This is a genomic window from Massilia sp. NP310, from assembly GCF_019443485.1.
Classification (GTDB): domain Bacteria; phylum Pseudomonadota; class Gammaproteobacteria; order Burkholderiales; family Burkholderiaceae_D; genus Telluria; species Telluria timonae.
Window position 1 is genome coordinate 5351724 of the sequence record NZ_CP080379.1, and the last position, 25970, is coordinate 5377693.

A 25970-nucleotide genomic window follows, 5' to 3' on the forward strand; every position below is an offset into this window, starting at 1 on the left:
CTGCGGCGCCGTTTCCTACTTATGATCATCAATACCGAAACCCCCGACCAGCCCGAAGTCCGGGCCATGCTGGGCAAGCTGGACGCCTATTGCGCCGCGCTGTACCCGGCCGAGAGCAACCACCTGCTGGACATCGACGCGCTGCTGGCCGGCGACGTGCTGTTCCTGGTGGCGCGCGACATCGACGGCGCGGCGGTCGGCTGCGCGGCCCTGGCCAACCGCGGCGCCTATGGCGAAGTCAAACGCATGTACGTGGACGAGGCGCGCCGCGGCCTGGGCACCGGAAAGAAGCTCCTGGAACACCTGGCAATGTTCGCCCGCATGGCGGGCCTGGGCGAATTAAAGCTCGAAACCGGCATCCACCAGCCGGCGGCGATCGCGCTGTACGAAGGGTTCGGCTTCAGCCGCTGCGCGCCGTTCGGCGACTACCGGCCCGACCCCTTGAGCCTGTTCATGGAAAAGCGTCTATGACCGGGTTGGCAACGACGCGCGGCCGCAACCTGTACAGCATCTACGCGATGCTGCTCGCCGTCTTCATGTTCGCCCTGATGGACACGGCGATGAAGCTGCTGGCGGCGCGTTATCCGGCGATGCAGGTGGCGGCGCTGCGCGCGATGTGCTCACTGCCGCTGGTCGCGGCCTACGTGGCCTGGCGCGGCGCATTCAGGGGCGTGTTCCAGGTGCGCTGGTCGATGCACGTGCTGCGCGGGCTGCTGGGCATCCTGATGCTGGCCTTCTTCGCCTTCGGCCTCAAGAAGCTGTCGCTGGCCGAAGCCTATTCGATCTTCTTCATCGCGCCGGCCCTGATCACGGCGCTGTCGGTGCTGCTGTTGAAAGAGCGCGTCAACCTGGCGCGCTGGCTCGCCATCGGCGTGGGATTGTGCGGCGTGCTGGTGGTGCTGCGCCCGAGCGGCGCGGGCTTTCTCACCATCGGCGGCCTGTCGGTGCTGGCGTCCGCCGCCTGCTACGCGGTGTCGGCGATCACGGTGCGGGTGCTGGCGCGCACCGACCGCAGCGAGCACACGGTGTTCTGGCTGATCGTCATGATCGCGGCGGGCGCCGGCCTGCTGGCGGCGCCGGGCTGGGTGCCGCTGCCCGCCAGCGAGATTCCCTTGTTGTGCGGCCTGGCGGTGTCGGGCTTCATCGGCCAATTGGCGATCACCGAGGCGTTTTCGCGCGGCGAGGCCTCGAGCGTGGCGCCGTTCGAATATTCGGCCCTGGCCTGGGGCGTGGGCCTGGACTGGCTGCTGTGGCGCGCGCTGCCCGACGGCTGGACCATGGTGGGCGCGGCCATCATCATCGGCAGCGGCCTGTATCTGATCCGCCACGAAAAAGACCATGCCGAGGCGGAACACCCCTAAGTGCGCATGGCTGCTGTCGCGACCGCGCCACCATGGCCCCGCCAATCGAGGGGGGCGGCAGCGCCGCTGTAAACGCTGGGCTATAATCGGCGCATGCTGAAACAACGAACAATCAAGGAACTGGTCCGCACCACGGGTGTGGGCCTGCACTCGGGCCGCAAGGTCGAGCTCACCCTGCGTCCGGCCGCGCCCGACACCGGCATCATCTTCCGCCGCGTCGACGTCGATCCGATCGTGGCCATCCCGAGCAGCGCCGACGTGGTGGGCGACACGCGCATGGCCTCGGTCGTGATGAAGGACGGCGTGCGCGTCTCCACCGTCGAACACGTGATGTCGGCCTGCGCCGGCCTCGGCATCGACAATCTCTACATCGACGTCACGGCCGAGGAAATCCCGATCATGGACGGTTCGGCATCGTCCTTCGTGTTCCTGCTGCAGCAGGCCGGCGTCGAAGAGCAAACGTCGCTGCGCAAGTTCATCCGCGTGCTCAAGGACGTCGAAGTGCGCCAGGGGAGCGGCGCCAACGAGAAGTGGGCGCGCCTGTCGCCGCACGACGGCTACAAGCTCGATTTCTTCATCGAATTCAACCATCCGGCGGTGGATGGCACGATGCAGCGCGCCACCGTCGATTTCGGCGACATCACCTATGTGCGCGACGTGGCGCGCGCGCGCACCTTCGGCTTCATGCAAGACGTCGAGAGCCTGCGCGGCATGGGCCTGGCGCGCGGCGGCTCGTTCGAGAACGCCATCGTGATGGACGAATACCGCATCCTGAACACCGACGGCCTGCGCTACGAGGACGAATTCGTGCGCCACAAGATCCTGGACGCGATCGGCGACCTGTACCTGGTGGGCCACCCGCTGCTGGCCAGCTATACCGCGCACAAATCGGGCCATGCGCTCAACAACGACCTGCTGCGCGCGCTGCTGGCCCAGCCGGATTCCTACGAGATCGTCACCTTCGACGACCTGGGCACGGCGCCGCCGTCCTATGTGCGGCAGATGACGCGGGAGTGGGCGCAGAGCTGAGCCTGTCGCCCTGCACGGAATACACGATGGCTGCGGGTCCTGCAAGGGCCGCAGCCATTGTTCTTTCCGGTGTGCGGGATTATTTGCGCTTCGCCGCCAGCGCCCTGAGCGCCGCCACCAGGTCGCGGTTCTGCTGCGTCTCTGGCAGCGATTGCGCCAGTTCCTCGAAGGCCTGCACCGCGCGCGGCGGCAGCTCGAGCGTGCGCATCTCGGGCCGGTCGGGCAGGGCGCGCGTCACCTGCAGCTTGATCCGGGTCGATTCCACCTGCCAGCCTTTCTGCAGCAGGGTGGCTTGCAGTTTCGGCAGCAGCTGCTTGAGGCGGGCCGCCAGCGCCGAGCTGGGCACGGCCAGGGTCAGGACGCCCTCCTGGAACGACAGCACGTCGCAATTGTGAAAGATCGCCGGCAGCGCCGCCGCGCAGTCGGCCTGCAGCCGCGCCATGCGGCCGACGGCCGGCAGCAGGCTGGCCATGCGGTCGTTGGCGCGCAAGAAGTCGGTGGCGGCGTGCGAGGTCTGCCGGGTGCTGGTCCCGAAAATATGGAAGGGACGCTTGGGAGGAGATTGCTGCATGCTTGGAACATACCACAGCGCCCGCGCTTTGGGCGGACCGGGTGGCGGATCCGGCCCCGTGGCAGCGCCATCGGAGCCAGTTTGATAACGTTTCTGGCTCAGCAGGACTTGTTATCCTGCCTACGATCCCCAAGTGTGGCCGGATCGCATGATAAAATCGGTGGTTATTTGCCTAACTCTGTCGACGGTGCTTATCGCTTTGATATCATCTTGGCTTCTTTTTGCGGCGTATTTTTCTAGAACACAGCATGTCATTCCTGACCCAGATTTTCGGCAGCCGTAACTCGCGTCTGCTCAAGCAGTACCAAAAGACCGTGCGTCAGATCAACGCGCTCGAGCCACAAATGGAGCAGCTTTCGGACGCCGAACTGCAAGCCAAGACGCCAGAATTCAAGGATCGCCTGGCCAAGGGCCAGACCCTGGACGATATCCTGCCCGAGGCCTTCGCCGTCTGCCGCGAAGCGGCCAAGCGCGTGCTCAAGATGCGCCACTTCGACGTGCAGCTGATCGGCGGCATGGTCCTGCACCAGGGCAAGATCGCCGAAATGGGCACCGGTGAGGGCAAGACCCTGATGGCGACCCTGCCGGTCTACCTGAACGGTCTGTCGGGCAAGGGCGTGCACGTCATTACCGTCAACGATTACCTGGCCCAGCGCGACGCGGACCAGATGGGCCAGCTGTACGGCTGGCTGGGCCTGAGCACCGGCGTCAACCTGTCGCAGCTCGACCACGACAGCAAGCAGAAGGCCTACGGTTCCGACATCACCTACGGCACCAACAACGAATTCGGCTTCGACTACCTGCGCGACAATATGGTCTACGACGCGCGCGAACGCGTGCAGCGCAGCCTGAATTTCTCCGTGGTCGACGAGGTCGACTCGATCCTGATCGACGAGGCGCGCACGCCGCTGATCATCTCCGGCCAGGCCGAGAACCATACCGACCTGTACCACCGCCTGAACGAAGTGCCGCCGCAGCTGACCCAGCAGATCGGCGAAGAAACCCCGGACGGCAAGGGCAAGATCGAAGTCCCGGGCGACTACCTGAAGGACGAGAAGGCGCACACCGTGCTGCTCACCGAGCAGGGCCACGAGCGCGCCGAGGCGATCCTGACGCAAATGGGCCTGCTGCCCGAAGGCGCGTCGCTGTACGACGCCGCCAATATCTCGCTGATCCACCACCTGTATGCGGCGCTGCGCGCCCACGTCCTGTACCACAAGGACCAGCACTACGTGGTGCAGAACAACGAAGTCGTGATCGTCGACGAATTCACCGGCCGCCTGATGACGGGCCGCCGCTGGTCGGACGGCCTGCACCAGGCGGTCGAGGCCAAGGAAGGCGTGCGCATCCAGAACGAGAACCAGACCCTGGCCTCGATCACCTTCCAGAACTACTTCCGCATGTATGCCAAGCTGGCGGGCATGACCGGCACCGCCGACACCGAAGCGTTCGAATTCCAGGAAATCTACGGCCTGGAAACCGTCGTCGTGCCGCCGAACCGTCCTTCGCAGCGCAAGGACCGCCAGGACCAGGTCTACAAGACCTCGGAAGAAAAATACAACGCGATGTTGAACGACATCCGCGACTGCTACGAGCGCGGCCAGCCGGTGCTGGTCGGCACCACCTCGATCGAGAACTCGGAGCTGCTGTCCGGCATCCTGACCAAGGCCAAGCTGCCGCACAACGTCCTGAACGCGAAGCAGCACGCGCGCGAAGCGGAGATCGTGGCCCAGGCCGGCCGTCCGAAGATGATCACCATCGCCACCAATATGGCCGGCCGCGGCACCGACATCGTCCTGGGCGGCAACGTCGGCAAGCAGATCCAGATCATCGAAGCCGACAGCAACCTGTCGCCGGAACAGAAAGCCACCCAGGCGCAGCAGCTGCGCGACGAATGGCAGTCGCTGCACGACCACGTGGTGAACGCCGGCGGCCTGCACATCATCGGCACCGAGCGCCACGAATCGCGCCGCGTCGACAACCAGCTGCGCGGCCGTTCGGGCCGCCAGGGCGACCCGGGTTCCTCGCGCTTCTACCTGTGCCTGGACGACGCGCTGCTGCGCATCTTCGCCGGCGACCGCGTGCGCGCCATCATGGACCGCCTCAAGATGCCGGAAGGAGAACCGATCGAGGCGGGCATCGTGTCGCGCTCGATCGAGTCGGCCCAGCGCAAGGTCGAAGCCCGCAACTTCGATATCCGCAAGCAGCTGCTCGAGTACGACGACGTTGCCAACGACCAGCGCAAGGTGATTTACACCCAGCGTAACGAACTGCTGGAGTCGACCGACATCAGCGAGATGATCAACTCGCTGCGCGTGGGCGTGTTCACCGACCTGGTGCGCGACTACGTGCCGGCCGAGTCGGTCGAGGAACAGTGGGACGTCAAGGGCCTGGAAAGCGCGCTGTCGTCCGAGTGGAGCCTGGATGTGCCGCTGCAGCAGATGCTGCAGGACGAACCCAACCTGAACGACGACGACATCCTCGAGCGCGTGCTGGCCGCGGCCGACGCCTCGTATGCGTCCAAGGTCGGCGTGGTGGGCAAGGAGTCGTTCGGCGGCTTCGAGCGCAACGTGATGCTGCAGAGCGTGGACACCCACTGGCGCGAGCACTTGGCGGCGCTGGACCACCTGCGCCAGGGCATCCACCTGCGCGGCTATGCGCAAAAGAATCCGAAGCAGGAATACAAGCGCGAAGCGTTCCAGCTGTTCAGCAATATGCTGGACCTGATCAAGAACGAAGTGATCCGCACCGTGATGACCGTGCGCATCCAGTCGCGCGAAGAAGTCGAGGCGGCCGAGGCGGCGATGGCGGCCCAGGCCGCGCAGCTGGAAAACGTCAACTACCAGCACGCCGACTTCAACCCGTCGGCCGCGCCGGAAGAGCTGCTCAATCCGAACCCGAACCGCAGCGGCGACGGCGAAGCCGTGTCGGCCGAAGACCACAACAGCTATATGGGCGTGAAGGTCGGCCGCAACGATCCATGCCCTTGCGGCAGCGGCAAGAAGTTCAAGCAGTGCCACGGCAAGCTGGCGTAACCAGCCACTAGCCAGCATCCAGAACGGCCGGGGCGACCCGGCCGTTTTCATTCGTCCATCACCATCCGCCGGTAGCGTTCCCAATCCCAGCCCGCGCCCGGATCGGTATGCGTCTGCCCGGCGTGATTGACGTGGCCTTTCACGTTGTAGTCGGCCTCCGGCAGCACCGCGTTCCATCCCCGGCTGCCGTCATACACCCGCGGCGCGATGCCGCGCGTCGCCAGGATGGCGCGCGCCAGAGCGCTCGAGGCCATCAGCATCGGCTCCGAATACCAGGCGTCCGGCTGCTCGACGAAGCCTTCGTGCTCGATGCCGACCGTGTGGCCGTTGGCGCTGCCCGCATGCCAGGCCTTGTCGCTTTCTTTCACCATTTGCGTGATCTGGCCATCCGACGAGCGCACCAGGTAGTGGGCGCTCACGCCGGCGCTGCAGTTGCGGAACCACGAGATGGCGCCCGCATACGAGCCCTGGGTCGTGTGGATGGTCACGTGGCTGACCGCCAGCGTGCGGCTCGAGTAATTGCAGCTGGCCGCCGGCAGCCAGGTCGCTGCAGGGTAGTCGGCCAAGGTCAGCGCCGGTGCCGACAGCACGTCCAGCCGGGCCTGGCCATAGATGCGCGTGAGGTCGACCGGCAGGCGCGTGACCGCAAAATCCGGTCCCTGGCGTCCTTCGCGGATCGCCATATAGATGTCGTAGGTGTGGATTTGCGCGACGTCGCGTTGCGCGATGCCGCACAGGCGCGCCAGCGCGTCTTCCCAGGCTTCCAGCGGCGACTGGCGCGTCAGTCCTGCGCCATACAGCGCGAGCAGGGCGGCAGCGCCACGAATATTGCTGGGCGTGTCCAGCGCCAGCCGGCGTGACGGCATGCCGAGCAGGGCGGCGGCCAGGCGCAGCGAGCGGCCGAAATGCGGGTCGTCGCGCAAGCCCATGATGCCGTGGGACTGCGGCAGGCCGCGGTGCGAGGCCGCCTGCGGCGATGGCGGATGCCAGCGCGACTCGGCCCAGGCGACCGCTTCGAGCAGCGCCGGCGGCACGTCGAATTCAAGCGCGGCATCCTGGAAATGCTGCTGGCAACGCCGCGCGGCGGCGCTCAACGCGATCTGGTTCGATGCTGACATGGCGGCTCCCGTCGGTTCTGCTCCTGCATGTTTTTCCTATCGGCATCCGAGCGCGTTGATGTGCAGCAGAAACCTCGCAGCATGGCCAGGGCGCTGGCGTTACAATAACGAATTCGACAATTTTTCCAACGAGATCACCATGGCCGTCAATTCCCCCCTGCCAGTCGCTGCCGACCTGAAGCCCGTCAACGGCGTCGAGATCGGCTTTGCCGAAGCCGGCATCAAGAAGCCGAACCGCAAGGATGTCCTGATCATGAAGCTGGCCGAGGGCGCGACCGTCTCCGGCGTGTTCACCCTGAACCGCTTCTGCGCCGCGCCGGTGCAGGTCAGCAAGGCCAACCTGGAGGCCGTGAAGAACGGCGGCGCGCCGATCCGCGCGCTGGTGGTCAATACCGGCAACGCCAATGCCGGCACCGGCGAGCAGGGCCTGGCCAACGCCAACGCCACCTGCGCCGAAGTGGCCAAGTTACTGGGCCTCGAGGCCGGCCAGGTGTTGCCGTTCTCGACCGGCGTGATCCTGGAACAGCTGCCGATGCCGAAGCTGCTGGCCGGCCTGCCCGCCGCCGCGGGTAGCCTGAAGGCGGACAACTGGTTCAACGCCGCCGAGGCGATCATGACCACCGACACCCAGCCGAAGGCTGCCTCGCGCACCGTCACCATCGGCGGCCATCTAGTTACGATGACCGGCATCAGCAAGGGCGCCGGCATGATCAAGCCGAATATGGCGACCATGCTCGGCTACCTGGCGATCGACGCCAAAGTCGCCCAGCCGGTGCTGGATGAACTGGTGAAACACGCGGCCGACCACTCGTTCAACGCCATCACCATCGATGGCGACACCTCGACCAACGATTCCTTCATCGTGATCGCGACCGGCACCGGCGGCCTGTCGATCGACGCTGCCAGCGGCGCCGACTATGAGGCGCTGAAGGAAGCCGTGACCGACATCTCGCGCAACCTGGCGCAGCAGATCATCCGCGACGGCGAAGGCGCGACCAAGTTCATGACCATCACCGTCGACGAAGGCGTTGATGTGGCCGAGTGCCGCAAGATCGCCTATGCGATCGCGCACTCGCCGCTGGTCAAGACCGCCTTCTTCGCGTCCGACCCGAACCTGGGCCGCATCCTGGCCGCGGTCGGCTATGCCGGCGTCGACGACCTCGACGTGACCAGGCTCGACCTCTACCTGGACGACGTCTGGGTGGCCAAGAGCGGCGGCCGCAATCCGGATTACAAGGAAGAAGACGGCCAGCGCGTGATGAAGCAATCCGAGATCACGGTGCGCGTCAAGCTGGCGCGCGGCGACGCCACGGCCACCGTCTGGACGTGCGACCTGTCGCACGACTATGTCTCGATCAACGCCGACTATCGTTCGTAATGACGCCGCTCGACCAGTTTCTGCGCCGCGCCGAAGGCCTGCTCGAGCGCCTGGAGGCGGTGCTGCCGCCGGCCAGCGCGCGCGAGCCGGATTGGAAACGCAGCTTCGCCTTCCGCTGGCGCCGGCGCCCGGCCGGCGGTGGCAACTACCTGCAGCCGGTGCTGCATGCATCGACCATCAAGCTCGAGGACCTGCAGCACGTCGCGGCCCAGAAGCGCCAGATCGAACAGAACACGCGCCAGTTCGTGGCGCGCCGCCCGGCCAACAACGTGCTGCTCACCGGCGCGCGCGGCACCGGCAAGTCTTCCCTGATCAAGGCCTGCCTGAACGCCTTTGCCGATCAGGGCCTGCGCCTGATCGAAGTCGACAAGGCCGACCTGGCCGACCTGCCCGACATCATCGACCTGGTCGCCGGCCGGCCGGAGCGCTTCGTGGTGTTTTGCGACGACCTGTCGTTCGAAGAGGGCGAGGCCGGCTACAAGGCGCTGAAGGTGGCGCTCGACGGCAGCATCACGGCGCAGTCGGACAATGTGCTGATCTACGCCACCTCGAACCGGCGCCACCTGATGCCCGAGAAAATGTCGGACAACGCCAGCTACCGTCACGGCGAGGACGGCGACCTGCATCCGGGCGAGACGGTCGAAGAAAAGATCTCGCTGTCCGAACGGTTCGGATTGTGGCTGTCGTTCTACCCGTTCCGCCAGGACGACTACCTGGACATCGTCGGCCACTGGCTGGCCGACTTCGGCTGCACGCCCCAGCAGATCGAGGCCGCGCGCCCGGAGGCCCTGCAATGGGCCTTGCAGCGCGGCTCGCGCTCGGGCCGCGTGGCCTGGCAATTCGCGAAGGACTATGCCGGCAAGCTGCCGGATGCATCATCGAATGACTGAAACAAGCAATCAAGCGCCGGTCGACGTCGCCGTCGGCATCCTGATGCGGCCCGACGGCGACGTCCTGCTCGGCCAGCGTCCCGACGGCAAACCGTATGCCGGCTACTGGGAATTCCCGGGCGGGAAGGTCGAGGCGGGTGAAGACATCTTCGCCGCCCTGCAGCGCGAGTTCATGGAAGAACTCGGGGTGCAGGTGGTGAGCGGGGACGCCTGGTGCTGCGTCGAGCACGTGTACGAACACGCCCACGTGCGCCTGTATTTCTACATCTGCCGCGAGTGGTTAGGGGAGCCGCAAAGCCTGGAAGGCCAGGCCTTCGCCTGGCAGGGCGCTTTCGGCGTGAGCCCGCTGCTGCCGGCCACCATTCCGCTGCTCGCGTGGCTCGACCGGGTCCGGTATCCGGAACGCTAAGCGCGGACCATCAATCTCAAGGAGAACGTGTGAAGGTCATCATCCTCGGCAGTGGCGTCATCGGAACCGCATCGGCGTATTTCCTGGCCAAGGCCGGGCATGACGTCACCGTGATCGAACGCCAGAGCGGCGCCGGGATGGAGACCAGCTTCGGCAATGCCGGCGAGATCTCGCCCGGCTATGCCACGCCCTGGGCCGGCCCCGGCGTGCCGCTCAAGGCCCTCCGATGGCTGGCGATGCGCCACAGCCCCCTGGTGATCCGGCCGCGGATGGATCCGCAGCAGTGGCGCTGGATCCTGCAGATGCTGGCCAACTGCAATACCCGCAGCTACCAGGTCAACAAGGGCCGCATGGTGCGCCTGGCCGAGTACAGCCGCGACGTGCTGGTCCAGCTGCGGCGTGACACCGGCATCGCCTACGACGAACGCAGCAAGGGCACCCTGCAGCTGTTTCGCACCCAGAAGCAGCTCGATGGCGCGCACACCGATACCGAGGTGCTGGAGCGTTCCGGCGTGCCTTACAAGCTGCTCGACCGGGAAGGCTGCACGCGGTACGAACCGGCGCTGGCGCGCGTGCCCGGCAACTACGTGGGCGGCCTGCTGCTGCCGAACGACGAGACCGGCGACTGCTTCAAGTTCACCCAGGCGCTGGCCGAACTGGCCAAGGGCCTGGGCGTCAAGTTCCGGCACGAGGTGAAAATCGAGCGCCTGAACGTCGAGGGCGACCGCGTGACCGGCGTCGTCACGAATAAAGGCGAACTGAAGTCCGAGGCCTTCGTGCTGGCGCTGGGCAGCTACTCTCCGCTGATGCTCAGGCAGATCGGCATCCATATCCCGGTCTATCCGGTGAAGGGCTACTCGATCACGGTGCCGATCACGGACGCATCCGGCGCGCCCGAATCGACGGTGATGGACGAGACCTATAAAGTGGCGATCACGCGCCTGGGCGACCGCATCCGCGTCGGCGGCACGGCGGAGCTGTGCGGCTACGACCTGCGCCTGCACCAGGCGCGGCGCGACACGCTCGAGCATTCGGTCACGAACCTGTTCCCGGACGGCGGCGACGTGCGCCAGGCCTCGTTCTGGTGCGGCCTGCGGCCGATGACGCCGGACGGCACGCCGGTGATCGGACCGACGCCGTATCGCAACCTGTTCCTGAACACCGGGCATGGCACGCTGGGCTGGACCATGTCGTGCGGCTCGGGCCGGGTGCTGGCGGATATCCTGTCGGGACGCCAGCCCGAGATCGGGCTGGAAGGGCTGTTCATGGACCGCTATGGGCGGCGCAACAGGCCGGTGGTGGCGCCGGCGGGGATCGCCGTTTAACGTTCGGTCGGCGGTTCATCGAGCGGGTCGCTCGGCGCGCCGCCCGGAATCACGAACTTCTCTTCGGCCCAGGCGCCCAGGTCGATCTTCTTGCAACGCTCGGAACAGAACGGACGAAACTTGTTCGCTTCGATCCATTCGACTTGTTTGCCGCAGGTGGGGCAGGCGACTACGGTCATCGGTACTACCAATCAAAAATCAGAAATTGCAGAGGGTCAGGTCGAACGGCACGTCTTCTTCCAGCGGCTTGGGCTTGCAATCGCCGTCCTGGGTGGTGAAGCGTACCCACAGCATGTACTTGTTGGCCGAGATCTCGGGGATCGCTCCCGTCGACTCGTCCAGGGTCAAGCGCAGCATCTGGTAGATTTTACCCTGTAACATCTGTTGATAGCTGCCCGCTACGGCGATCATCTTGACCGGCGCGCCCGAATTGCGCAGCAGGCGCAGCACCAGGGCCAGCGCCTCGAGCAGCGGGGCGAGCGGGCCGAACCAGCCCATGATGTCGGCATGGCGCTGCTCGGCCGGGCGCTTCTGCCAGGCGTAGTAGGAGGGCAGGTCGAATTCGCAGGCGCCGCCCGGGATGATGGTGCGGCCGCGGATGCTCATCAGCCATTCGTTGTCGCGCACGTTCTGGCCGGTCTTGCCCTGGCTGGTGACCAGCGCGCTGCTGGCCTTGTCCAGTTCGGCCAGGACGGCGTCGAGCGTGTCGGCGGCAACGGCGGGATTGCTGCGGTAGGCCAGCAGCGATTGCTTCTGCCGTTCGAGTTCCTGCAGCAGGTCCGATTTCAGGTCGGCGCGGCCGGCCACTTCCAGCATGTCGAAGATCGTCGCGAGGGCGACATGGTGCTGCATCGGGTGTTCCTGCTGCACGAAGAACTTGAACTTCTCGTACAGGTCCTCCAGCCGCAACAACGTGCGAATCCTCTCGTTGAAAGGGTATTCGTAGACGATCAAAATGACATTCCTCTGAATGTAGGCTGGCAAGCAACTTGGTGATTCTGAACCATACGAAGCGAAATTACAAACACTGCATCAACCTTGTTACATACTCAATGCCAGATACCGCTCGTGCAAGCGTATTACCTGGGGTAACAGGGCCTCCAGGCCGTCGTCGTTGTCGATCACGTCGTCCGCCGCCGCCAGGCGCTGGGCCCGCGTGACCTGGGTCGCCATGATGGCGCGCACCTGGTCGTCCGACAGGCCACTGCGTTGCATGACACGGGCCACCTGGGTGTCTTCCGAGCAGTCCACGGCCAGCACGCGCGACACCCGGTCGCGCCATGTTCCCGACTCGATCAGGAGCGGCACCGCGAAGATCACGTACGGTCCGGTGGCGATGGCCGCCGCAGCGGCGGTGGCGTCGCGGATGCGCGGATGCAGGATCGCTTCCAGCCGGCCGCGCGCGCCGGCATCCGTAAACACCAGGCTGCGCATGCGCGCGCGGTCCAGGGCGCCGTCAGGCGTGGCGAAGTCGGGGCCGAATTCGGCCAGGATGGCCGGCATCGCCGCGCCGTGCGCGGCGGTGAGAGAGTGGGCGATGGCGTCGGTGTCGACGATCGTGGCGCCCAGGCCGGCGAACAGCTCGGCCACGGTGCTCTTGCCGCAGCCGATGCCGCCGGTGAGACCGACCGAGAACGCCATGCCATCCGCCGTGTTCATGCGCCGCCCAGCAGGCCGGCGCTGAAACGGCCCAGCTCTGCGCCATACAGCATGGCGATCAGGCCGGCCGCCGCCAGGTAGGGGCCGAAGGGGATCGGCTTGTCGCGTCCGCGCCGGGCGAACACGATCAGGCTGATGCCCACTAACGCACCCACCACCGACGACAGCAGGATGATGGTCGGCAGGGCGGTCCATCCGAGCCAGGCGCCGAGCGCCGCCAGCAGCTTGAAGTCGCCATACCCCATGCCCTCCTTGCCGGTGGCGAGCTTGAACACCCAATACACGGCCCACAGCACCAGGTAGCCCGCGGCGGCGCCGATCACGGCGTCCTGCAGCGGCACGAAGGTGGCGTTGATGTTCATGAGCAGGCCCGCCCACAGCAGCGGGTAGGTCAGGTCGTCCGGCAGCAGCTGGGTGTCGAAATCGATGAAGGTCATGGCGATGAGCAGCCAGGCGAACAGCAGGCTACTCATGCCCGCCGCGCCGCTGCCGAAGGTCCACACCATCAGGCCCGAGACGACGGCCGTGAATAGTTCGATCGCCGGATAGCGGGCCGGGATCGGCGTCTTGCACTTGCGGCACTTGCCGCCGAGGGCGAGCCAGCTGATGACCGGGATGTTCTCGATGGCCGTGATCTGGTGGCCGCAGCAGGGGCAGCGCGAGCGCGGCACCATCAGGTTGAAGCGGTCGGTATGCGGCGGCTCCTTGCCGCTTTCCTGCGCCACGTAGTTGTCGGACTCGCGCTGCATCATCTTCGGGATGCGGTAGATGACCACGTTCAGGAAGCTGCCCACCAGCAGGCCGAGCAGCGCGGCCACGAGGGTGGGGCCCAGCAGGGCAGGGGGCGCAAACAACAACGATTCCAGGGGCATGTCGATCCGGTCCGAGACGAAAAGGCGGCGCCGTCCGATGATCGACGGTCTGCCGCAGAGTAATTCCTTACATCAAGCTCATTGTAGGGGTTTTCCGTTCCTTCAAACTTACGCAAAGCTATTTATATTTAACTTTGCTGTTGAATTCCTGCTTCATAGGGGACGGTTTCGCCTCACACTTGATGTGCGAGGCCAGCGCCCTCCCCTCCACAGGCAGCTACGGCGGAACTCGCCGCTAGATTTTTCAAGTTGATCGCCGCGTTCACGTCGCGATCATGGTTTGTCCCACAGCCCGGGCAAACCCAGCGGCGAGTGCCCAGATCGAGTACAGCAAGCAGGTAACCGCAGCATGAACACGTTTTACTGCTCGGATACCAACGGTCGACTACCACTACCTGCCCACCACGTTGCGCCGCCTTGTACTCCAGCTGCCTGCGCAACTCACCAAAACCCATGTCGGCAATGGCGCGCGACAAGCACCGGTTGGCAAGCATGCCTTTGACATGCAGATCTTCGATGCCGATGGTGTGGAATCGGTGCGTGATATTCGTGCTGAGCTTGTGGAGGCTGTCGCGCCGCAGGCTGGCAATCCTGGCATACAACTTGGCTAGTTTCTTTTTCGCTTTGCCACGGTTGCGCGAACCCTTCACCTTCCGGGACAAGTCGCGCGATAACCGTCGCACCCGATCCAGGAGCATTGCCAGCGCTTTTGGTCCAACAAAGGTTTCACCATTCGACAATGTCGCGAGCGTGGTGACACCCAGATCGACTCCGACCACGCCTTGGTTTTCAGCTGAAGGCAAGAGAGGCTCTGAGGTATCGACGGTGATGCTGGCATACCAATGATCGGCAACGCGTGAGATCGATGCAGAAACGCACCTGCCTGCAAACCGCAACGATTCCCACATCCTGACCCATCCAAGGCGAGGGATCCAGATGCGTTTTTCCTTGATGCGAAACTGGTCGTTCGTTAAAGTAAATCGATCGTCACGCCCTTTACGCCGACAGGTGGGGTAGCGTGCTCTTCCCTTGAAGAAGTTCGTGAAGGCGCGATCCAGCTCCATGATTGCCATTTGCGGCGCATTCTTCGTCACCGCCAGCATCCAGGGGTACTGCACGCGCTTGATCGCATTGAGCTGGCGCCTTAGCGCTCTCTCGTTCGGTTTTGGCAAATCTGGATCGGTCTTGCACGCCTCATACTGTCGCTGCCACTCGGTCAGTGCCCAGTTATAGGAGAATCGGGCGGTGCCTGCCGCGCGGGCAAGGTACGTGGCCTGCACGTTGTTGGGATCGAGGCGAATGCGATGACCGCGGAACATGATGGGTCCCCAGAGTCGTGGCCCGCGTTGGCGACGAACCCGGCTAGAGCCAATCAGCCGGGTCTTGTCAGAGCTGGTGAGGCACCGGATAGTTCCCAATAACGCACCCTAAACCACAGTTCCAGACTTCCAGCCCATCTTCAGCAGATGCAAACCATCGCACTTCCGCAGCGGGCATCTATTTCCTCCATAACGACCAGGGTTCCCCAGCATTCAGGTCCGTCTGGCTATCGTCGAACCAAACTTTCTCGCAGTGGATAAGTTTGAGCTTCAACTAGCTTTCGTACTAACTGTTATCAACCCTACGCTGCTGCATCGCAAAAAACACACGGTTGTTTCGTTAAATCGAAAGATTTCGAAAGTTATTTGATATTTCGAAAGCCTTCCATTACTATCTGCTTATAACGAGGAAACCTGAGGAGGACGACGACGATGAAAACCCACTGGCTTGGCTACGCCCTGGTGACCACCCTGCTGTGGGGCGTGTGGGGCGCCTTCGCCGGGCGCCCGGTGCAGAACGGCTTTCCCGAGACCCTGGTGTATGCGGTGTGGGCGCTGACCATGATTCCGCCGGCGCTGTTCGCGCTGGCGCGGATCGACTGGCGCGTGCGGCGCGATGGCCCCGCGATCGCTCATGGCCTGGCCATCGGCCTGCTGGGCGCCGGTGGACAGATGATCCTGTTCCACGCGGTCAAGGAAGGACCGACGTACCTGATCTTCCCCCTGATCTCGCTGTCGCCGGTGATCACGATCGCCCTGTCGTATGCCTTCCTGCGCGAACGCACCGGCGCCATGGGCGTGACCGGCATCGTGCTGGCGCTGTGCGCGTTGCCGCTGTTCGACTACGCGCCGGAACAGGGCGGCGTGGCCTACGGCTGGTGGTTCGTGCTGGCGCTTGGCGTGCTGGTGGCCTGGGGCTTGCAGGCCTACTTCATCAAGCGCGCCAACGCCATCATGGATGCCGAAAGCATCTTCTTCTACATGACCGTCAGCGCATTGGCCTTCATTCCGGTCGCGCTGGCCATGACCGACTTCTCGCAGCCGATCAACTATGGCCTGGACGGTCCGTGGCTGGCCGCGATCACGCAGGTGCTCAATGCGGTCGGCGCGCTGACCCTGGTGTATGCCTTCCGGCATGGCAAGGCGCTGGTGGTGTCGCCCCTGGTCAATGCCGGCGCGCCGCTCCTGACCACCATCATTTCGGTGGCGATGGCGGCGACCCTGCCGAACGGTTTCAAACTGGCCGGCATCGGTCTCTCGCTGGCGGCGGCGCTGTTCCTGGCGCTGCAGCCCGACGAGCCGAGCGCCGCCTGAAGTCCCTCTATCTGGAGTCAACGACAATGCAAGTGCTTCTCGATCTCGTCCAACGCCATCACGCGGGCCAGCCCGTGGGCATCCATTCAGTGTGTTCGGCGCACCCGCTGGTGATCGAGGCCGCCTTTGAGACCGGCCTGGAAAGTGACGGGCAAGTGTTGATCGAGGCGACCTCGAACCAGGTCAACCAGGACGGCGGCTATACCGGAATGACGCCCGCCGCCTTCCGCGACTTCGTGTTCGGCATCGCCGACAAGGTCGGCTTTCCACGCGGGCGCATCCTGCTGGGGGGAGACCACCTGGGGCCGAACTGCTGGCAGGGCGAGCCTGCCGCCGGCGCGATGGCCAAGTCCGAGGTGCTGATCGACCAGTACGTGGCCGCGGGTTTCCGCAAGATCCACCTCGATTGCTCGATGTCGTGCGCGGGCGATCCGGTGCCGCTGCCGGACGAAGTCGTGGCCGAACGCGCCGCGCGCCTGGCGGTGGTGGCCGAGCGCGCCTGGCAGCGCGCGGGCGGCGAGGCGCCGGTGTATATCGTCGGCACCGAGGTTCCGGTGCCGGGCGGCGCCCACGAAGAGCTGGACGAGCTGGCCGTGACCACGCCGGATGCGGCGGCGCTGACCATTGCCGCGCATCGCGCTGCGTTCAACGCGGCCGGCCTGGAAGCCGCGTGGCCGCGCGTGATCGGCCTGGTGGTGCAGCCGGGCGTGGAATTCGACCACCACAAGGTGATCGACTACCGCCCGGAAAAGGCGCAGGCGCTGAGCCGCTTCATCGAGGGCGAGCCGACCATGGTGTTCGAGGCCCACTCGACCGACTACCAGACGCCCGGCCTGCTGCAGGCGCTGGTGCGCGACCACTTCGCCATACTGAAAGTCGGCCCCGGCCTGACCTTCGCGCTGCGCGAAACGCTGTGGGCACTGGCCGACATCGAGGCTGAAATGGGAATGCAAGGAGAGCGCGGCTTCAAGGAAGTTGTGCTGGACGTGATGCGCGCCGAGCCGGATTACTGGCGCAAGTACTACCACGACGCCGGCAGCCTGCTGTTCGACCAGCAGTACAGCCTCTCCGACCGGATCCGCTACTACTGGCCGCATCCGCGCATCCAGGCCGCGCAGGCGGCGCTGGTCGCGAACCTGGAACGCCAGCCGGCGCCGCTCACCTTGCTGAGCCAGTACCTGCCATTCCATTACGAAGCGGTGCGCGAGGGCCGGGTGCGCAACACGCCGCTCGCGCTGTTGAAAGAAGGGGTAGCCCGCGTGCTGCGCCAGTACATGCGCGCCTGCCAGCCGGGCGCCGAACCTAGGGAGCAGTGAACATGCAAGCAGTACAGGATGCCGTGCAAGACGGCAGTGAATTATATGGACAGGATGTGGCCCGCCTCGATGCGCTGGGCGGCGGCGTGACGGCGCGCGAGATCGCGCAGCAGCCGGCCGTGTGGCCGCAGATCGATGCGCTGGTGGCCGCGCAGCGCGCGCAGATCGACGCCTTCCTGGCGCCGCTGCTGGCGCGTCCGGAGCTGCGCATCGTGATGGCCGGCGCCGGCACCTCGGCCTTCATCGGCGAATGCCTGGCGCCCGGACTGCTGCGCCAGGGCCGGCGCGCCGAGGCGGTGCCGACCACTGACCTGGTATCGGGCCCGGACCGCTATTTCCAGCGCGGCGCGCCGACCCTGGTGGTGTCGTTCGCCCGTTCCGGCAGCAGCCCGGAAAGCGTGGCGGCGGTGCAGCTGGCCGACCAGCTGGTGGACGACGTCTTCCACCTGGTAATCACCTGCAATGAAGAGGGCCAGCTATACCGCATGACCCAGGGCCGCGCCAATGCGCTGGCGATCCTGCTGCCCGACGCCACCCACGACCGCGGCTTCGCGATGACGACCAGCTTCACCTCGATGCTGCTGGCCGCGGCGCTGGCGTTCCGGGTGCTGGCCCCGGGCGCCGCCGCCCGCGTGGCGCCGGCGGCGACGCAGGTGGGCGAGCGCGCGCTGCCGCTCCTGACGCAACTGGTGGCGCAGGACTTCAAGCGCGTGGTCTACCTCGGCAGCAACGAACTGCGCGGCCTGGCGCGCGAAGCCTCGCTCAAGCTGCTGGAGCTGACCGACGGCCAGGTGGTGGCGATCCACGATTCGCCGCTGGGCTTCCGCCACGGTCCCAAGACCATCGTCGACGACCGGACCCTGGTGGTGGTGCTGCTGTCGAACGATCCGCAGGCGCGCCGCTACGATCTCGATCTGCTGCGCGAGCTGCGCGGCGACCGCCGCGCCGGCCGCGTGCTGGCGCTCAGCGCTCAGTGGGATGCGACGCCCGACGACGATACCTTCGTGTTCACGGGAGCGGACGATGCGCAAGACCTCGAACTCGCTCTGCCCTTCATCGTGTTCTGCCAGGGCTTTGCCTTCCTGCGCTCGCTGTCGCTGGGCGTGCGCCCGGATACGCCGAGCATGTCCGGCACCGTCAACCGGGTGGTGCGCGGCGTGACCATCTATCCCTTCATTTCCCCCGTCGACAGCGAGGCCGCCCATGTTCCTCGGGGTTGACGGCGGCGGCACCAAGACCGCGTTCGCGCTGATCGACGCGCATGGCAGCGTGCTGGCGCGCCATGAAGAAGGCGCTACCTACCACGTCGACCACGGCATGCCCGCCGTGGCGGCGACGCTGCAGCGCGGTGTCCACGCGCTGCTGTCCACGGCCGGAGTCGATGGCGGCGCGGTCACCTATGCCTTCTTCGGCCTGCCGGCCTATGGCGAAGACCGCGCGGCCCAGCGCGAGCTCGATGCGGCGGCCGGCGCCATCTTCGGCCCCGGCCGCACCCTGTGCGGCAACGACATGGTGTGCAGCTGGGCCGGTTCGCTGGCCTGCATGGACGGCATCAGCGTGATCGCCGGCACCGGCTCGATGGCCTATGGCGAAGTCGCCGGCCGCCAGGCGCGCGCCGGCGGCTGGGGAGAGCTGTTCAGCGACGAGGGTTCGGCCCACTGGATCGCACGCGCCGGCCTGACCCTGTTCTCGCGCATGAGCGACGGCCGCGCGCCCAAGGGAGGCCTGTACGGCCTGGTGCGCGAGCGGCTGGCGCTGGAGGACGACCTCGACCTGTGCGCCGTGGTGTACGGCGAGCTCGGCGCCGACCGCAGCCGCATCGCCCAGCTGGCGCGCCTGGCGTCCGAGGCGGCGGTCCAGGGCGACGAACAGGCGCGCGCCATCTTCGTCGACGCCGCGCGCGAACTGGCCGCGATGGTCGACGCGGTGCGCGACCGGCTCGACCTCGATCCCAACCTGCCGCTGCCGGTGTCCTACACGGGCGGGCTGTTCGGCGACGGCAGCTTGCTGCGCGCGCCATTCGAGCAGGCGCTGGCCGCCTGCGCCAGGCCCTATCGCGTGCAGGCGCCGCGGCTGGCGCCGGTGCTCGGCGCCGCCCTGTACGCCGCCCGCAGCGCCAGGCGGCCATTGAGCGAGGCCGCGCTGGAGCGCCTCGCCGCCCAGACCCGATAGACGATAGACGATAGACAGGAGAACGACATGCGCATCCGCCTTCTTTGCACCATCCTCCTCGCCGCACTGGCGTCGCCCATCGGCGCGCTGGCCGCCGACAGCTACACCATGCAGGATTACGAGAGCGTGGCCAAGATCGACGCCCACCTGCACTTGCACGGCCTCGAGCAGGGCCCGTTCCTGGAGCTGGCGCGCAAGGCCAATTTCCGCGCGCTGACGATCAACGTCGACTATCCGGTGTTCCCGGCCCTGGAGCAGCAGCAGCGCGTGGCCAGCAAGCTGCACCACGAGCATCCGGCCACCGTCGGCTGGATCGCCAGCTTCAGCGCCGACAACCTGTTGCAGCCGGCCTGGATCCCGGCGACCCTGCACCGGCTGGATGCGGCGCTGCAGGATGGCGCGGTGGGCGTCAAGGTGTGGAAGAACATCGGCATGTCGGAGCGCGATGCCCAGGGCAAGCTGGTGATGGTCGACGACGCCCGCATCAAGCCGCTGTTCGACGCTTTTGAAGAGCGCGACGTGCTGCTGGTGGGGCACCAGGGCGAGCCGCACAACTGCTGGCTGCCGCTCGAGAAGATGACGACCAAGAACGACCGCGAATACTTCAAGAACCATCCGCAATACCACATGTACCGGCAGCCGCAGATGCCGAGCTACGAAGACCAGATGGGCGCGCGCGACCGCCTGCTGGCCAGCCATCCGCGCCTGCGCTTCGTCGGCGTGCACATGGCCTCGCTGGAGTGGAACGTGGACGAGCTGGCGCGCTTCCTGGACCGCAATCCGACGGCCAATGTGGACATCGCGGCGCGCATCGGCCAGATCCAGTACCAGTCGCAGCGCGACCGCGAGCGGGTGCGGCAGTTCTTCATTGCCTATCAGGACCGCCTGATGTACGGCTCCGACCTGGCCCAGTCGACGCAGCAGAGCCAGGCCGACTTCGTGTCCGACCTGGACGGCGTATGGCGGCGCGACTGGCGCTACTTCAATACCGACGACGAACTCACCACGCCGGACCTGGACGGCGTGGTGCGCGGCCTGGCGCTGCCGAAGGCGGTGGCCGACAAGCTGTTCCGCCTGAACGCCGAGCGCGTGTTCCAGGGCGCCTGGAAGGCGTGATCATGCCGGCTTCATACGTAAGTGAGAAGGGGAGCAAAAAATAGTCTGAACTTTCGTTTCTTGCATTTTCATCCTGTATCATCAAACCGTTAATGACACGGATACACGCCTACACACGGAGCCGCGACGGCGAACCGGCGCGGATGGACAAGGAATGAAGCGAGAAAAAAATTTAGAAACGAAAGTTTCGAACGGTAACGGTGGCAAGCCTGCGGAAACGGTGCCCGACCAGGATCTGCTGGTGGCGGAACGGCGCCGCAAGATCCGCGAGATGGTGGCCGAGCGCGGGAGGGTGACGGTGGCCGAGCTGTCCGAGATGTTCGGCATCTCGCTGGTGACGGTGCGCGCCGACCTGAACGTGCTGGCCGAGATCGGCGCGGTGGTGCGCACCCGCGGCGGGGCCCTGGCCCAGCGCGCCGATGAGGACTTGCCGATCGGCGTCAAGCAGTCGCTGCACCGCGCGGAAAAGGTCCGCATCGCGGAAGAAGCGGTCAAGCTGATCGGGGAAGGGCAGACCATCGTGCTCGACTCGGGCACGACGACCGCCGAAATCGCCAAGCAGATCCGCGGCCTGAAGCTGCAGTCGGTGAACGTGATCACCAATGCGCTCAACATCGCCGTGCTGCTGGCCGGCGCGCCGCACGTGACCCTGATCATGCTCGGCGGCGTGCTGCGTCCCAGCTCGTATTCGCTGGGCGGCCCGCAGGCCGAGCAGGGGCTGGAAGGCCTGCATGCCGACATCCTGTTCCTGGGCTTCGACGGCCTGGATCCGGAGATCGGCGTGATGACGCCGCACCTGCTCGAAGCGCGCCTGAATGCGCGCATGCTGGGCATCGCGCGCCGCGTGGTGGCGGTGGGCGACTCGTCGAAGATCGGACGGCGCAGCCTGTCCATGATCGCGACGATCGAACAGATCGACCAGATCATCACCGATGCCGGCGTGCCGGCGGAGATGGTCGAAGCGCTGCGCTCGCGCGGCGCGCAAGTGGTGCTGGTGTAGGGCGGCGCGGCCGGCCGGCGCCGGCTGTGTAGTCCTACCAAGCAAGGAGACAAGATGACCGAAGTGCATAGCGAGCGGCGCCGCACCCTGTTGCAGTGGCTGGCCGGATCGGCCGTGGCAAGCGGCATGGGCGCCGGCGTGGCCGTGGCCGCGCCCGAGGCTAAAAACGTGGCGCGCATCGGCGACGCCGCCCTGGGACTCGAATTCGACGGCCAGATGCGCACCCGCCTGCTGGCGCGCCAGGGCGGCGCGACGGTCGCGGTCACGGGCTTTCACGCCAGCGAACGGCTGCGCGTGACGGGGGGGCGCTGGATCGACGGCTTCGCCCTCGGCGAGCAGGCGGTCGACCGCGTCGACGGCCCGCACGGCGCGGGCGTGCGCCATCGCCTGAAAGGCGTGTCGAAGGACGGCGTCGAAAAGACCGTGACGGTCACCTTCTATGAACGCCATCCGGGCCTGGCCCTGCTGCGCGTGAGCTATCGCAACAGTGGCCAGACCGCGCTGCCGGTCGAGGCCTGGTCGAACAGCGGCTACACGCTGCTGCCGGCCAGGCGGGCCCCGAGCCGCGGCTTCTGGACCTTCTCCGGTTCGTCGCACGCCGACCGGCGCGACTGGGTGCAGCCGCTCAAGGACGGCTTCGAGCAGCGCAACTTCATGGGCATGAACTCGTCCGACTACGGCGGCGGCACGCCGGTGGCCGACGTCTGGCAGCCCGAGCACGGCATCGCCGTGGGCCACCTCGACACCGTGCCGCGCCTGGTGGCGCTGCCGGTGCGGCAAGTGAAGTCCGGCGCCGCGCTGGCGATCGAATTCGATCAAGCCGTCGTGCTGCAGCCGGGCCAGGAGCTGGCGACCCTGGACACCTTCGTCACCGTGCACACCGGCGACTACTTCGCCGCCCTGGACCGCTACCGCCTGCTGATGGCCGAGCGCGGCCTGGCGGCGCCGCAGGCGGGCGAGGAATCGTACGAGCCGATCTGGTGCGCCTGGGGCTATGAGCGCGATTTCACGATCCCCCTGATGACCGGCACCCTGGCCAAGGCCAAGGAGCTGGGCCTGGAATGGGCGGTGCTGGACGATGGCTGGCAAACCAATGAAGGCGACTGGAAGATCGACCGCAAGAAGTTCGCGCGCGGCGACGAGGACATGAAGAAGCTGGTGGACGACATCCACGGCGCCGGCCTGAAGGCGCGCCTGTGGCTGGCGCCGCTGGCGGCCGATCCGGGCACGGACCTGCTGCACCAGCACACCGACCAGCTGCTGCTGGACGAGAACGGCGCGCCGCAATTCGTCACCTGGTGGAATGCCCTGACCCTGTGCCCGGCCTACGGACCGGTGATCGAGCAGACCCGCGCGCTGGTGCGCAAGATCATCGGCGAGTGGGGCTACGAGGGCTTGAAGCTCGACGGCCAGCACCTGAACGGCGTGGCGCCATGCCACAACCCGGCGCACAATCACGCGCGTCCGGAAGAATCCTTCGAAAAGCTGCAGGACTTCTGGAAGATGGTGTACGACACCGCGCGCGAGATCAATCCCAACGCGGTGGTCGAGTTCTGCCCCTGCGGCACCTCGTACGCCTTCCATACGCTGCCCTATACCAACCAGGCGCCGTCGTCCGACCCGCTGTCCTCGTGGCAGGTGCGGCACAAGGGCAAGACCCTGAAAGCCCTGATGGGGCCGAGCGCGGCCTACGCGGGCGACCACGTCGAGCTCAGCGACGGTGGCGACGATTTCGCGTCGACCGTGGGCATCGGCGCGGTGGTCTCGACCAAGTTCACCTGGCCCGAAGATCCGAAGCCGAAGGACAGCTACCTGCTGACGGCGGTCAAGGAAGCGAAGTGGCGCAAGTGGATCGGCATCTACAAGGACAAGATGCTGCCCAAGGGCCAGTATCGCGGGGAACTGTACGACATCGGTTTCGACAAGCCGGAAACCCATGCGGTCGAGAAAGATGGCCGTCTGTACTATGCCTTTTATGCGAAGGCGTGGTCGGGCCAGGTCGAATTGCGCGGGCTCGGAAACGGTCGCTACCGCGTGCGCGATTACGTCGAAGACCGCGACCTGGGCGAAGTGAGCGCGGCCAGCAACAAGCTCACGATTGGATTTGAACGGGCGCTCTTGCTCGAGGCAATCCCGGTATAAGGCGTGGAAAGGCATCGCAACACGATTGCGGTGCCTCATGGATGGCGCGCTGCGTGGCGATAGGCTGAAGCCGAGCCTACCGCCGCCATGCCGCCATGCCGAGCCCGACCTTCACCTTCCTGAACCACGCCGGTTTCCTGCTGCGCACCGACCATGCGGTGCTGCTGGCGGACCCCTGGCTGGACGGCACGGTGCTGAACGATGCATGGAGCCTGCTCGACCGTTCCACCCATACCGCCAGGCTGATCGCCGAGCTGAATGCGAGCGGCTTGCCGGTGTTTGTCTGGTGTTCGCGCGCCCAGCCCGACCGCCTGTCGGGGCCTTTCCTGCGCCGCTTTCGCGCCGAGTTTCGCGGCATCGCCACCTTCCTGTATCGCCAGGGCCGCGACTGGCGCCTGCACGCCGAACTGCGGCGCAACCGCTTTGCCATGGCCGAGTGCCCCGAGGGGCAGGCGCGGACCCTGGCGCGCGACCTGCGCCTGACGGCGTTCGCGAACGGCGAGGGCGACTCCTGGTGCCTGATCCGGTGCGGCCGGCGCACGCTGCTGCACTTGGGCGAGCGCGCGCTCGCCACCCGCGCCGCCTGCCACGCCGCCGCCGAGCGACTGCGCAGGGCCAATGTCCGCGTCGATGTATTGTTGACGGGCTTCGCCGACATGGCCTGGTGCGGCAACCCCGACGACTTTGTCCAGCGCGAAGCGGCGGCCGAGCGGGGCATCGAGCGCCTGGCCCTGCAGGGCGAAACCTTCAAGCCGCGGCTGATCGTGCCGGTCGCGTCCTTCGCCCGCTTCAGCCGGGTCGACAATGCCTGGCTCAACCATGGCCGCCGCACACCGCTGGGCGTGCTGGAGGCGCCGCGGCTGGAAGCGCAGCGCGGCATCATCCGCTACCTGCAGCCGGGCGCGCGCTTCGACCTCGAATTCGACAGCCCGGCCAGCCTGGCGGCCCAGCACGAGCAGGCGCTCGCGCACTGGATGCGCTGCTGGCGCGACCGGCCCGAGCCGCTGCCGCGTCCGGCCCAGGCGACGGTGGCCGAGTTGAAAGAGGCGTTCCTCAGGTATCGCGAGGGGGCGGGGGAGCGGTTGCACGGCTTGCCGCGCCTGCTGGAGCGTTTGCGCCTGCTGCGCCCGCTGGTGCTCGCGTTGCCCGATCTGCGCCAGACGCTCGAGTTGTCTTATCTTCGCGGCCTGCGCCTGCTGGCGCGCGATGCGCAGGCCGACGTGGCGATGTGTTCGGGGACGGCGCTGTATCTGCTGCGGGCGGAGGATGGGTTCGATACGACGTATGCGGGAGGGTGTTTCTGGGTCATGCGCGGCCGCGGGTTGTCGGCGTTCGGGCGGTTCTTCCTGCCGCAGCGGATGGGGCGGCGCGGGCTGGATCGGCGGCGGCCATGGGCGATGGGCAATGCGCTGCTGAGGGCGACGCTGGAATGGGCGGCGCGGGGGATCAGGACAGCGCTGAGGTAGTGCGAACAGGTCGCGGCGGTTCAGGGCTGCGCCGGAAGGGCATCGCTGATTGGATCAAGCGCCCGGATTCGCCTGAGCGCGGCTGGCGCATTCCTTGCGAGCGAGCAGCGATGCGTTGTTGGGTAAAGTAAGGGCATCGACTGCCCGAACTCCCCTGGTCGGCGTCTCGCGCTCGATCTTCGCCCTCGTCAACGACTTGGACCGCGCGTATTCCGGTCGTGGCGACAGCCCCGACCGGATTGGCGTCATCGACACTCTGCGCGCCGTCTACGGCCGTTCCCATGCGGCCAAACCGGACCGCTTGCTCGGGGAGCTGCGCCGGGATGAGGGCATTGCCGAAGCGGATATGCTGCTGACAGCGTCGAATCAGCTCGGCGTGGACTGCAACGTTCGCCTGCCGTCGTCGTTGCTCGAGCATGTGGCGCCGGCGCTCGGATGGCGCTGACAGGCGCGTCCCTACCGCCCCTTTCAGAGCACA

24 protein-coding genes are annotated in these 25970 nt (G+C 66.3%); 17 read left to right on the forward strand and 7 right to left on the reverse strand.

Going from position 1 to position 25970, the window contains the following annotated elements:
* Window positions 1-21 precede the first annotated feature (21 nt).
* From KY496_RS23685 to lpxC, 3 genes are all read left to right on the forward strand, one after another.
* Window positions 22-471, forward strand: coding sequence for a GNAT family N-acetyltransferase (locus tag KY496_RS23685; protein ID WP_219862696.1), 450 nt, complete (start codon window positions 22-24; stop codon window positions 469-471).
* A complete protein-coding gene (locus KY496_RS23690; RefSeq protein WP_229410023.1) occupies window positions 468-1361 on the forward strand; it encodes a DMT family transporter in 894 nt (297 codons plus the stop codon). The genes KY496_RS23685 and KY496_RS23690 overlap by 4 nt, the downstream gene beginning before the upstream one ends.
* Before the next feature lie 93 nt (window positions 1362-1454).
* The gene (gene lpxC / locus KY496_RS23695; protein ID WP_005668248.1) at window positions 1455-2390 is read left to right on the forward strand and encodes a UDP-3-O-acyl-N-acetylglucosamine deacetylase; all 936 of its coding nucleotides are present in this window, start codon (window positions 1455-1457) and stop codon (window positions 2388-2390) included.
* 79 nt (window positions 2391-2469) lie between these two features.
* On the opposite strand, the gene KY496_RS23700 is transcribed toward lpxC, so the two are convergent.
* The gene (locus KY496_RS23700) at window positions 2470-2961 is read right to left on the reverse strand and encodes a DciA family protein (protein ID WP_005668249.1); all 492 of its coding nucleotides are present in this window, start codon (window positions 2959-2961) and stop codon (window positions 2470-2472) included.
* Window positions 2962-3209: 248 nt separating this feature from the next.
* Here KY496_RS23700 and secA point away from each other — a divergent pair, with 248 nt between their 5' ends.
* The gene (gene secA, locus KY496_RS23705) at window positions 3210-5996 is read left to right on the forward strand and encodes a preprotein translocase subunit SecA (RefSeq protein ID WP_005668251.1); all 2787 of its coding nucleotides are present in this window, start codon (window positions 3210-3212) and stop codon (window positions 5994-5996) included.
* A gap of 47 nt (window positions 5997-6043) precedes the next feature.
* Here secA and KY496_RS23710 read toward each other — a convergent pair whose 3' ends face one another.
* Window positions 6044-7114, reverse strand: a complete 1071-nt coding sequence (locus KY496_RS23710) for an N-acetylmuramoyl-L-alanine amidase (protein WP_219862698.1) — start codon at window positions 7112-7114, stop codon at window positions 6044-6046.
* Between the two features lie 139 nt (window positions 7115-7253).
* Between KY496_RS23710 and argJ the strand changes: the two genes are divergently transcribed.
* The 4 genes from argJ to KY496_RS23730 are packed head-to-tail and all read left to right on the forward strand — an operon-like array spanning window position 7254 to window position 11116.
* Window positions 7254-8492 (forward strand): bifunctional glutamate N-acetyltransferase/amino-acid acetyltransferase ArgJ, encoded by a 1239-nt coding sequence (gene argJ / locus KY496_RS23715; protein WP_219862700.1) that lies wholly within the window; start codon window positions 7254-7256, stop codon window positions 8490-8492.
* Window positions 8492-9382 (forward strand): ATP-binding protein, encoded by an 891-nt coding sequence (locus KY496_RS23720; RefSeq protein ID WP_005668261.1) that lies wholly within the window; start codon window positions 8492-8494, stop codon window positions 9380-9382. The genes argJ and KY496_RS23720 overlap by 1 nt, the downstream gene beginning before the upstream one ends.
* Window positions 9375-9791, forward strand: a complete 417-nt coding sequence (locus tag KY496_RS23725; RefSeq protein WP_005668264.1) for an NUDIX domain-containing protein — start codon at window positions 9375-9377, stop codon at window positions 9789-9791. Before KY496_RS23720 ends, KY496_RS23725 begins: the two co-directional genes overlap by 8 nt.
* A 29-nt stretch (window positions 9792-9820) precedes the next feature.
* On the forward strand, window positions 9821-11116 hold the full coding sequence (locus KY496_RS23730; protein ID WP_005668265.1) for a D-amino acid dehydrogenase: 1296 nt from the start codon (window positions 9821-9823) through the stop codon (window positions 11114-11116).
* On the opposite strand, the gene KY496_RS23735 is transcribed toward KY496_RS23730, so the two are convergent.
* The 5 genes from KY496_RS23735 to KY496_RS23755 all read right to left on the reverse strand — a co-directional run bounded on the left by KY496_RS23735 (window position 11113) and on the right by KY496_RS23755 (window position 14966).
* Window positions 11113-11295 (reverse strand): DNA gyrase inhibitor YacG, encoded by a 183-nt coding sequence (locus KY496_RS23735; RefSeq protein WP_005668268.1) that lies wholly within the window; start codon window positions 11293-11295, stop codon window positions 11113-11115. The genes KY496_RS23730 and KY496_RS23735 overlap by 4 nt on opposite strands.
* A gap of 19 nt (window positions 11296-11314) precedes the next feature.
* Window positions 11315-12070: a cell division protein ZapD gene (gene zapD, locus KY496_RS23740; protein WP_005668270.1), complete on the reverse strand. Its 756-nt coding sequence runs from the start codon at window positions 12068-12070 to the stop codon at window positions 11315-11317.
* 87 nt (window positions 12071-12157) lie between these two features.
* On the reverse strand, window positions 12158-12775 hold the full coding sequence (gene coaE / locus KY496_RS23745) for a dephospho-CoA kinase (RefSeq protein WP_219862702.1): 618 nt from the start codon (window positions 12773-12775) through the stop codon (window positions 12158-12160).
* Window positions 12772-13647, reverse strand: a complete 876-nt coding sequence (locus KY496_RS23750) for an A24 family peptidase (protein ID WP_005668274.1) — start codon at window positions 13645-13647, stop codon at window positions 12772-12774. Before KY496_RS23750 ends, coaE begins: the two co-directional genes overlap by 4 nt.
* 173 nt (window positions 13648-13820) lie before the next feature.
* Entirely contained in the window at window positions 13821-14966 is a 1146-nt protein-coding gene (locus KY496_RS23755) for an RNA-guided endonuclease TnpB family protein (RefSeq protein ID WP_219862704.1), read from the reverse strand.
* Between the two features lie 432 nt (window positions 14967-15398).
* Here KY496_RS23755 and KY496_RS23760 point away from each other — a divergent pair, with 432 nt between their 5' ends.
* The 9 genes from KY496_RS23760 to KY496_RS23800 all read left to right on the forward strand — a co-directional run bounded on the left by KY496_RS23760 (window position 15399) and on the right by KY496_RS23800 (window position 25937).
* Entirely contained in the window at window positions 15399-16280 is an 882-nt protein-coding gene (locus tag KY496_RS23760) for a DMT family transporter (protein ID WP_219862706.1), read from the forward strand.
* A gap of 26 nt (window positions 16281-16306) precedes the next feature.
* Window positions 16307-17596 (forward strand): D-tagatose-bisphosphate aldolase, class II, non-catalytic subunit, encoded by a 1290-nt coding sequence (locus KY496_RS23765; RefSeq protein WP_219862708.1) that lies wholly within the window; start codon window positions 16307-16309, stop codon window positions 17594-17596.
* 2 nt (window positions 17597-17598) lie between these two features.
* Entirely contained in the window at window positions 17599-18816 is a 1218-nt protein-coding gene (locus tag KY496_RS23770; RefSeq protein ID WP_219862710.1) for an SIS domain-containing protein, read from the forward strand.
* Window positions 18800-19768 carry a BadF/BadG/BcrA/BcrD ATPase family protein gene (locus tag KY496_RS23775; RefSeq protein WP_219862712.1) on the forward strand — a complete coding sequence of 323 codons (969 nt, stop codon included), beginning with the start codon at window positions 18800-18802 and terminating at the stop codon, window positions 19766-19768. The genes KY496_RS23770 and KY496_RS23775 overlap by 17 nt, the downstream gene beginning before the upstream one ends.
* Before the next feature lie 27 nt (window positions 19769-19795).
* Window positions 19796-20884: an amidohydrolase family protein gene (locus tag KY496_RS23780; RefSeq protein ID WP_219862714.1), complete on the forward strand. Its 1089-nt coding sequence runs from the start codon at window positions 19796-19798 to the stop codon at window positions 20882-20884.
* Window positions 20885-21104: 220 nt separating this feature from the next.
* Window positions 21105-21884, forward strand: coding sequence for a DeoR/GlpR family DNA-binding transcription regulator (locus KY496_RS23785; protein ID WP_040776964.1), 780 nt, complete (start codon window positions 21105-21107; stop codon window positions 21882-21884).
* 54 nt (window positions 21885-21938) lie between these two features.
* Complete coding sequence (locus tag KY496_RS23790; protein WP_219862716.1) at window positions 21939-24026, forward strand: glycoside hydrolase family 36 protein; 2088 nt, start codon at window positions 21939-21941, stop codon at window positions 24024-24026.
* A gap of 95 nt (window positions 24027-24121) precedes the next feature.
* Window positions 24122-25492 (forward strand): hypothetical protein, encoded by a 1371-nt coding sequence (locus tag KY496_RS23795; protein WP_219862718.1) that lies wholly within the window; start codon window positions 24122-24124, stop codon window positions 25490-25492.
* A 94-nt stretch (window positions 25493-25586) separates the two neighbouring features.
* Entirely contained in the window at window positions 25587-25937 is a 351-nt protein-coding gene (locus tag KY496_RS23800) for a hypothetical protein (protein WP_219862719.1), read from the forward strand.
* The last annotated feature ends 33 nt before the right edge of the window (window positions 25938-25970 follow it).

Coding starts and splice junctions, on each gene's coding strand:
- secA (WP_005668251.1), top strand. CDS start 3,210: ATGTCATTCCTGACCCAGATTTTCGGCAGCCGTAACTCGCGTCTGCTC.
- KY496_RS23790 (WP_219862716.1), top strand. CDS start 21,939: ATGACCGAAGTGCATAGCGAGCGGCGCCGCACCCTGTTGCAGTGGCTG.
- argJ (WP_219862700.1), top strand. CDS start 7,254: ATGGCCGTCAATTCCCCCCTGCCAGTCGCTGCCGACCTGAAGCCCGTC.
- KY496_RS23770 (WP_219862710.1), top strand. CDS start 17,599: ATGCAAGCAGTACAGGATGCCGTGCAAGACGGCAGTGAATTATATGGA.
- KY496_RS23760 (WP_219862706.1), top strand. CDS start 15,399: ATGAAAACCCACTGGCTTGGCTACGCCCTGGTGACCACCCTGCTGTGG.
- KY496_RS23755 (WP_219862704.1), bottom strand. CDS start 14,966: ATGTTCCGCGGTCATCGCATTCGCCTCGATCCCAACAACGTGCAGGCC.
- coaE (WP_219862702.1), bottom strand. CDS start 12,775: ATGAACACGGCGGATGGCATGGCGTTCTCGGTCGGTCTCACCGGCGGC.
- KY496_RS23725 (WP_005668264.1), top strand. CDS start 9,375: ATGACTGAAACAAGCAATCAAGCGCCGGTCGACGTCGCCGTCGGCATC.
- KY496_RS23780 (WP_219862714.1), top strand. CDS start 19,796: ATGCGCATCCGCCTTCTTTGCACCATCCTCCTCGCCGCACTGGCGTCG.
- KY496_RS23750 (WP_005668274.1), bottom strand. CDS start 13,647: ATGCCCCTGGAATCGTTGTTGTTTGCGCCCCCTGCCCTGCTGGGCCCC.
- KY496_RS23735 (WP_005668268.1), bottom strand. CDS start 11,295: ATGACCGTAGTCGCCTGCCCCACCTGCGGCAAACAAGTCGAATGGATC.
- KY496_RS23710 (WP_219862698.1), bottom strand. CDS start 7,114: ATGTCAGCATCGAACCAGATCGCGTTGAGCGCCGCCGCGCGGCGTTGC.
- lpxC (WP_005668248.1), top strand. CDS start 1,455: ATGCTGAAACAACGAACAATCAAGGAACTGGTCCGCACCACGGGTGTG.
- KY496_RS23765 (WP_219862708.1), top strand. CDS start 16,307: ATGCAAGTGCTTCTCGATCTCGTCCAACGCCATCACGCGGGCCAGCCC.
- KY496_RS23700 (WP_005668249.1), bottom strand. CDS start 2,961: ATGCAGCAATCTCCTCCCAAGCGTCCCTTCCATATTTTCGGGACCAGC.
- KY496_RS23720 (WP_005668261.1), top strand. CDS start 8,492: ATGACGCCGCTCGACCAGTTTCTGCGCCGCGCCGAAGGCCTGCTCGAG.
- KY496_RS23690 (WP_229410023.1), top strand. CDS start 468: ATGACCGGGTTGGCAACGACGCGCGGCCGCAACCTGTACAGCATCTAC.
- KY496_RS23685 (WP_219862696.1), top strand. CDS start 22: ATGATCATCAATACCGAAACCCCCGACCAGCCCGAAGTCCGGGCCATG.
- KY496_RS23795 (WP_219862718.1), top strand. CDS start 24,122: ATGCCGAGCCCGACCTTCACCTTCCTGAACCACGCCGGTTTCCTGCTG.
- KY496_RS23775 (WP_219862712.1), top strand. CDS start 18,800: ATGTTCCTCGGGGTTGACGGCGGCGGCACCAAGACCGCGTTCGCGCTG.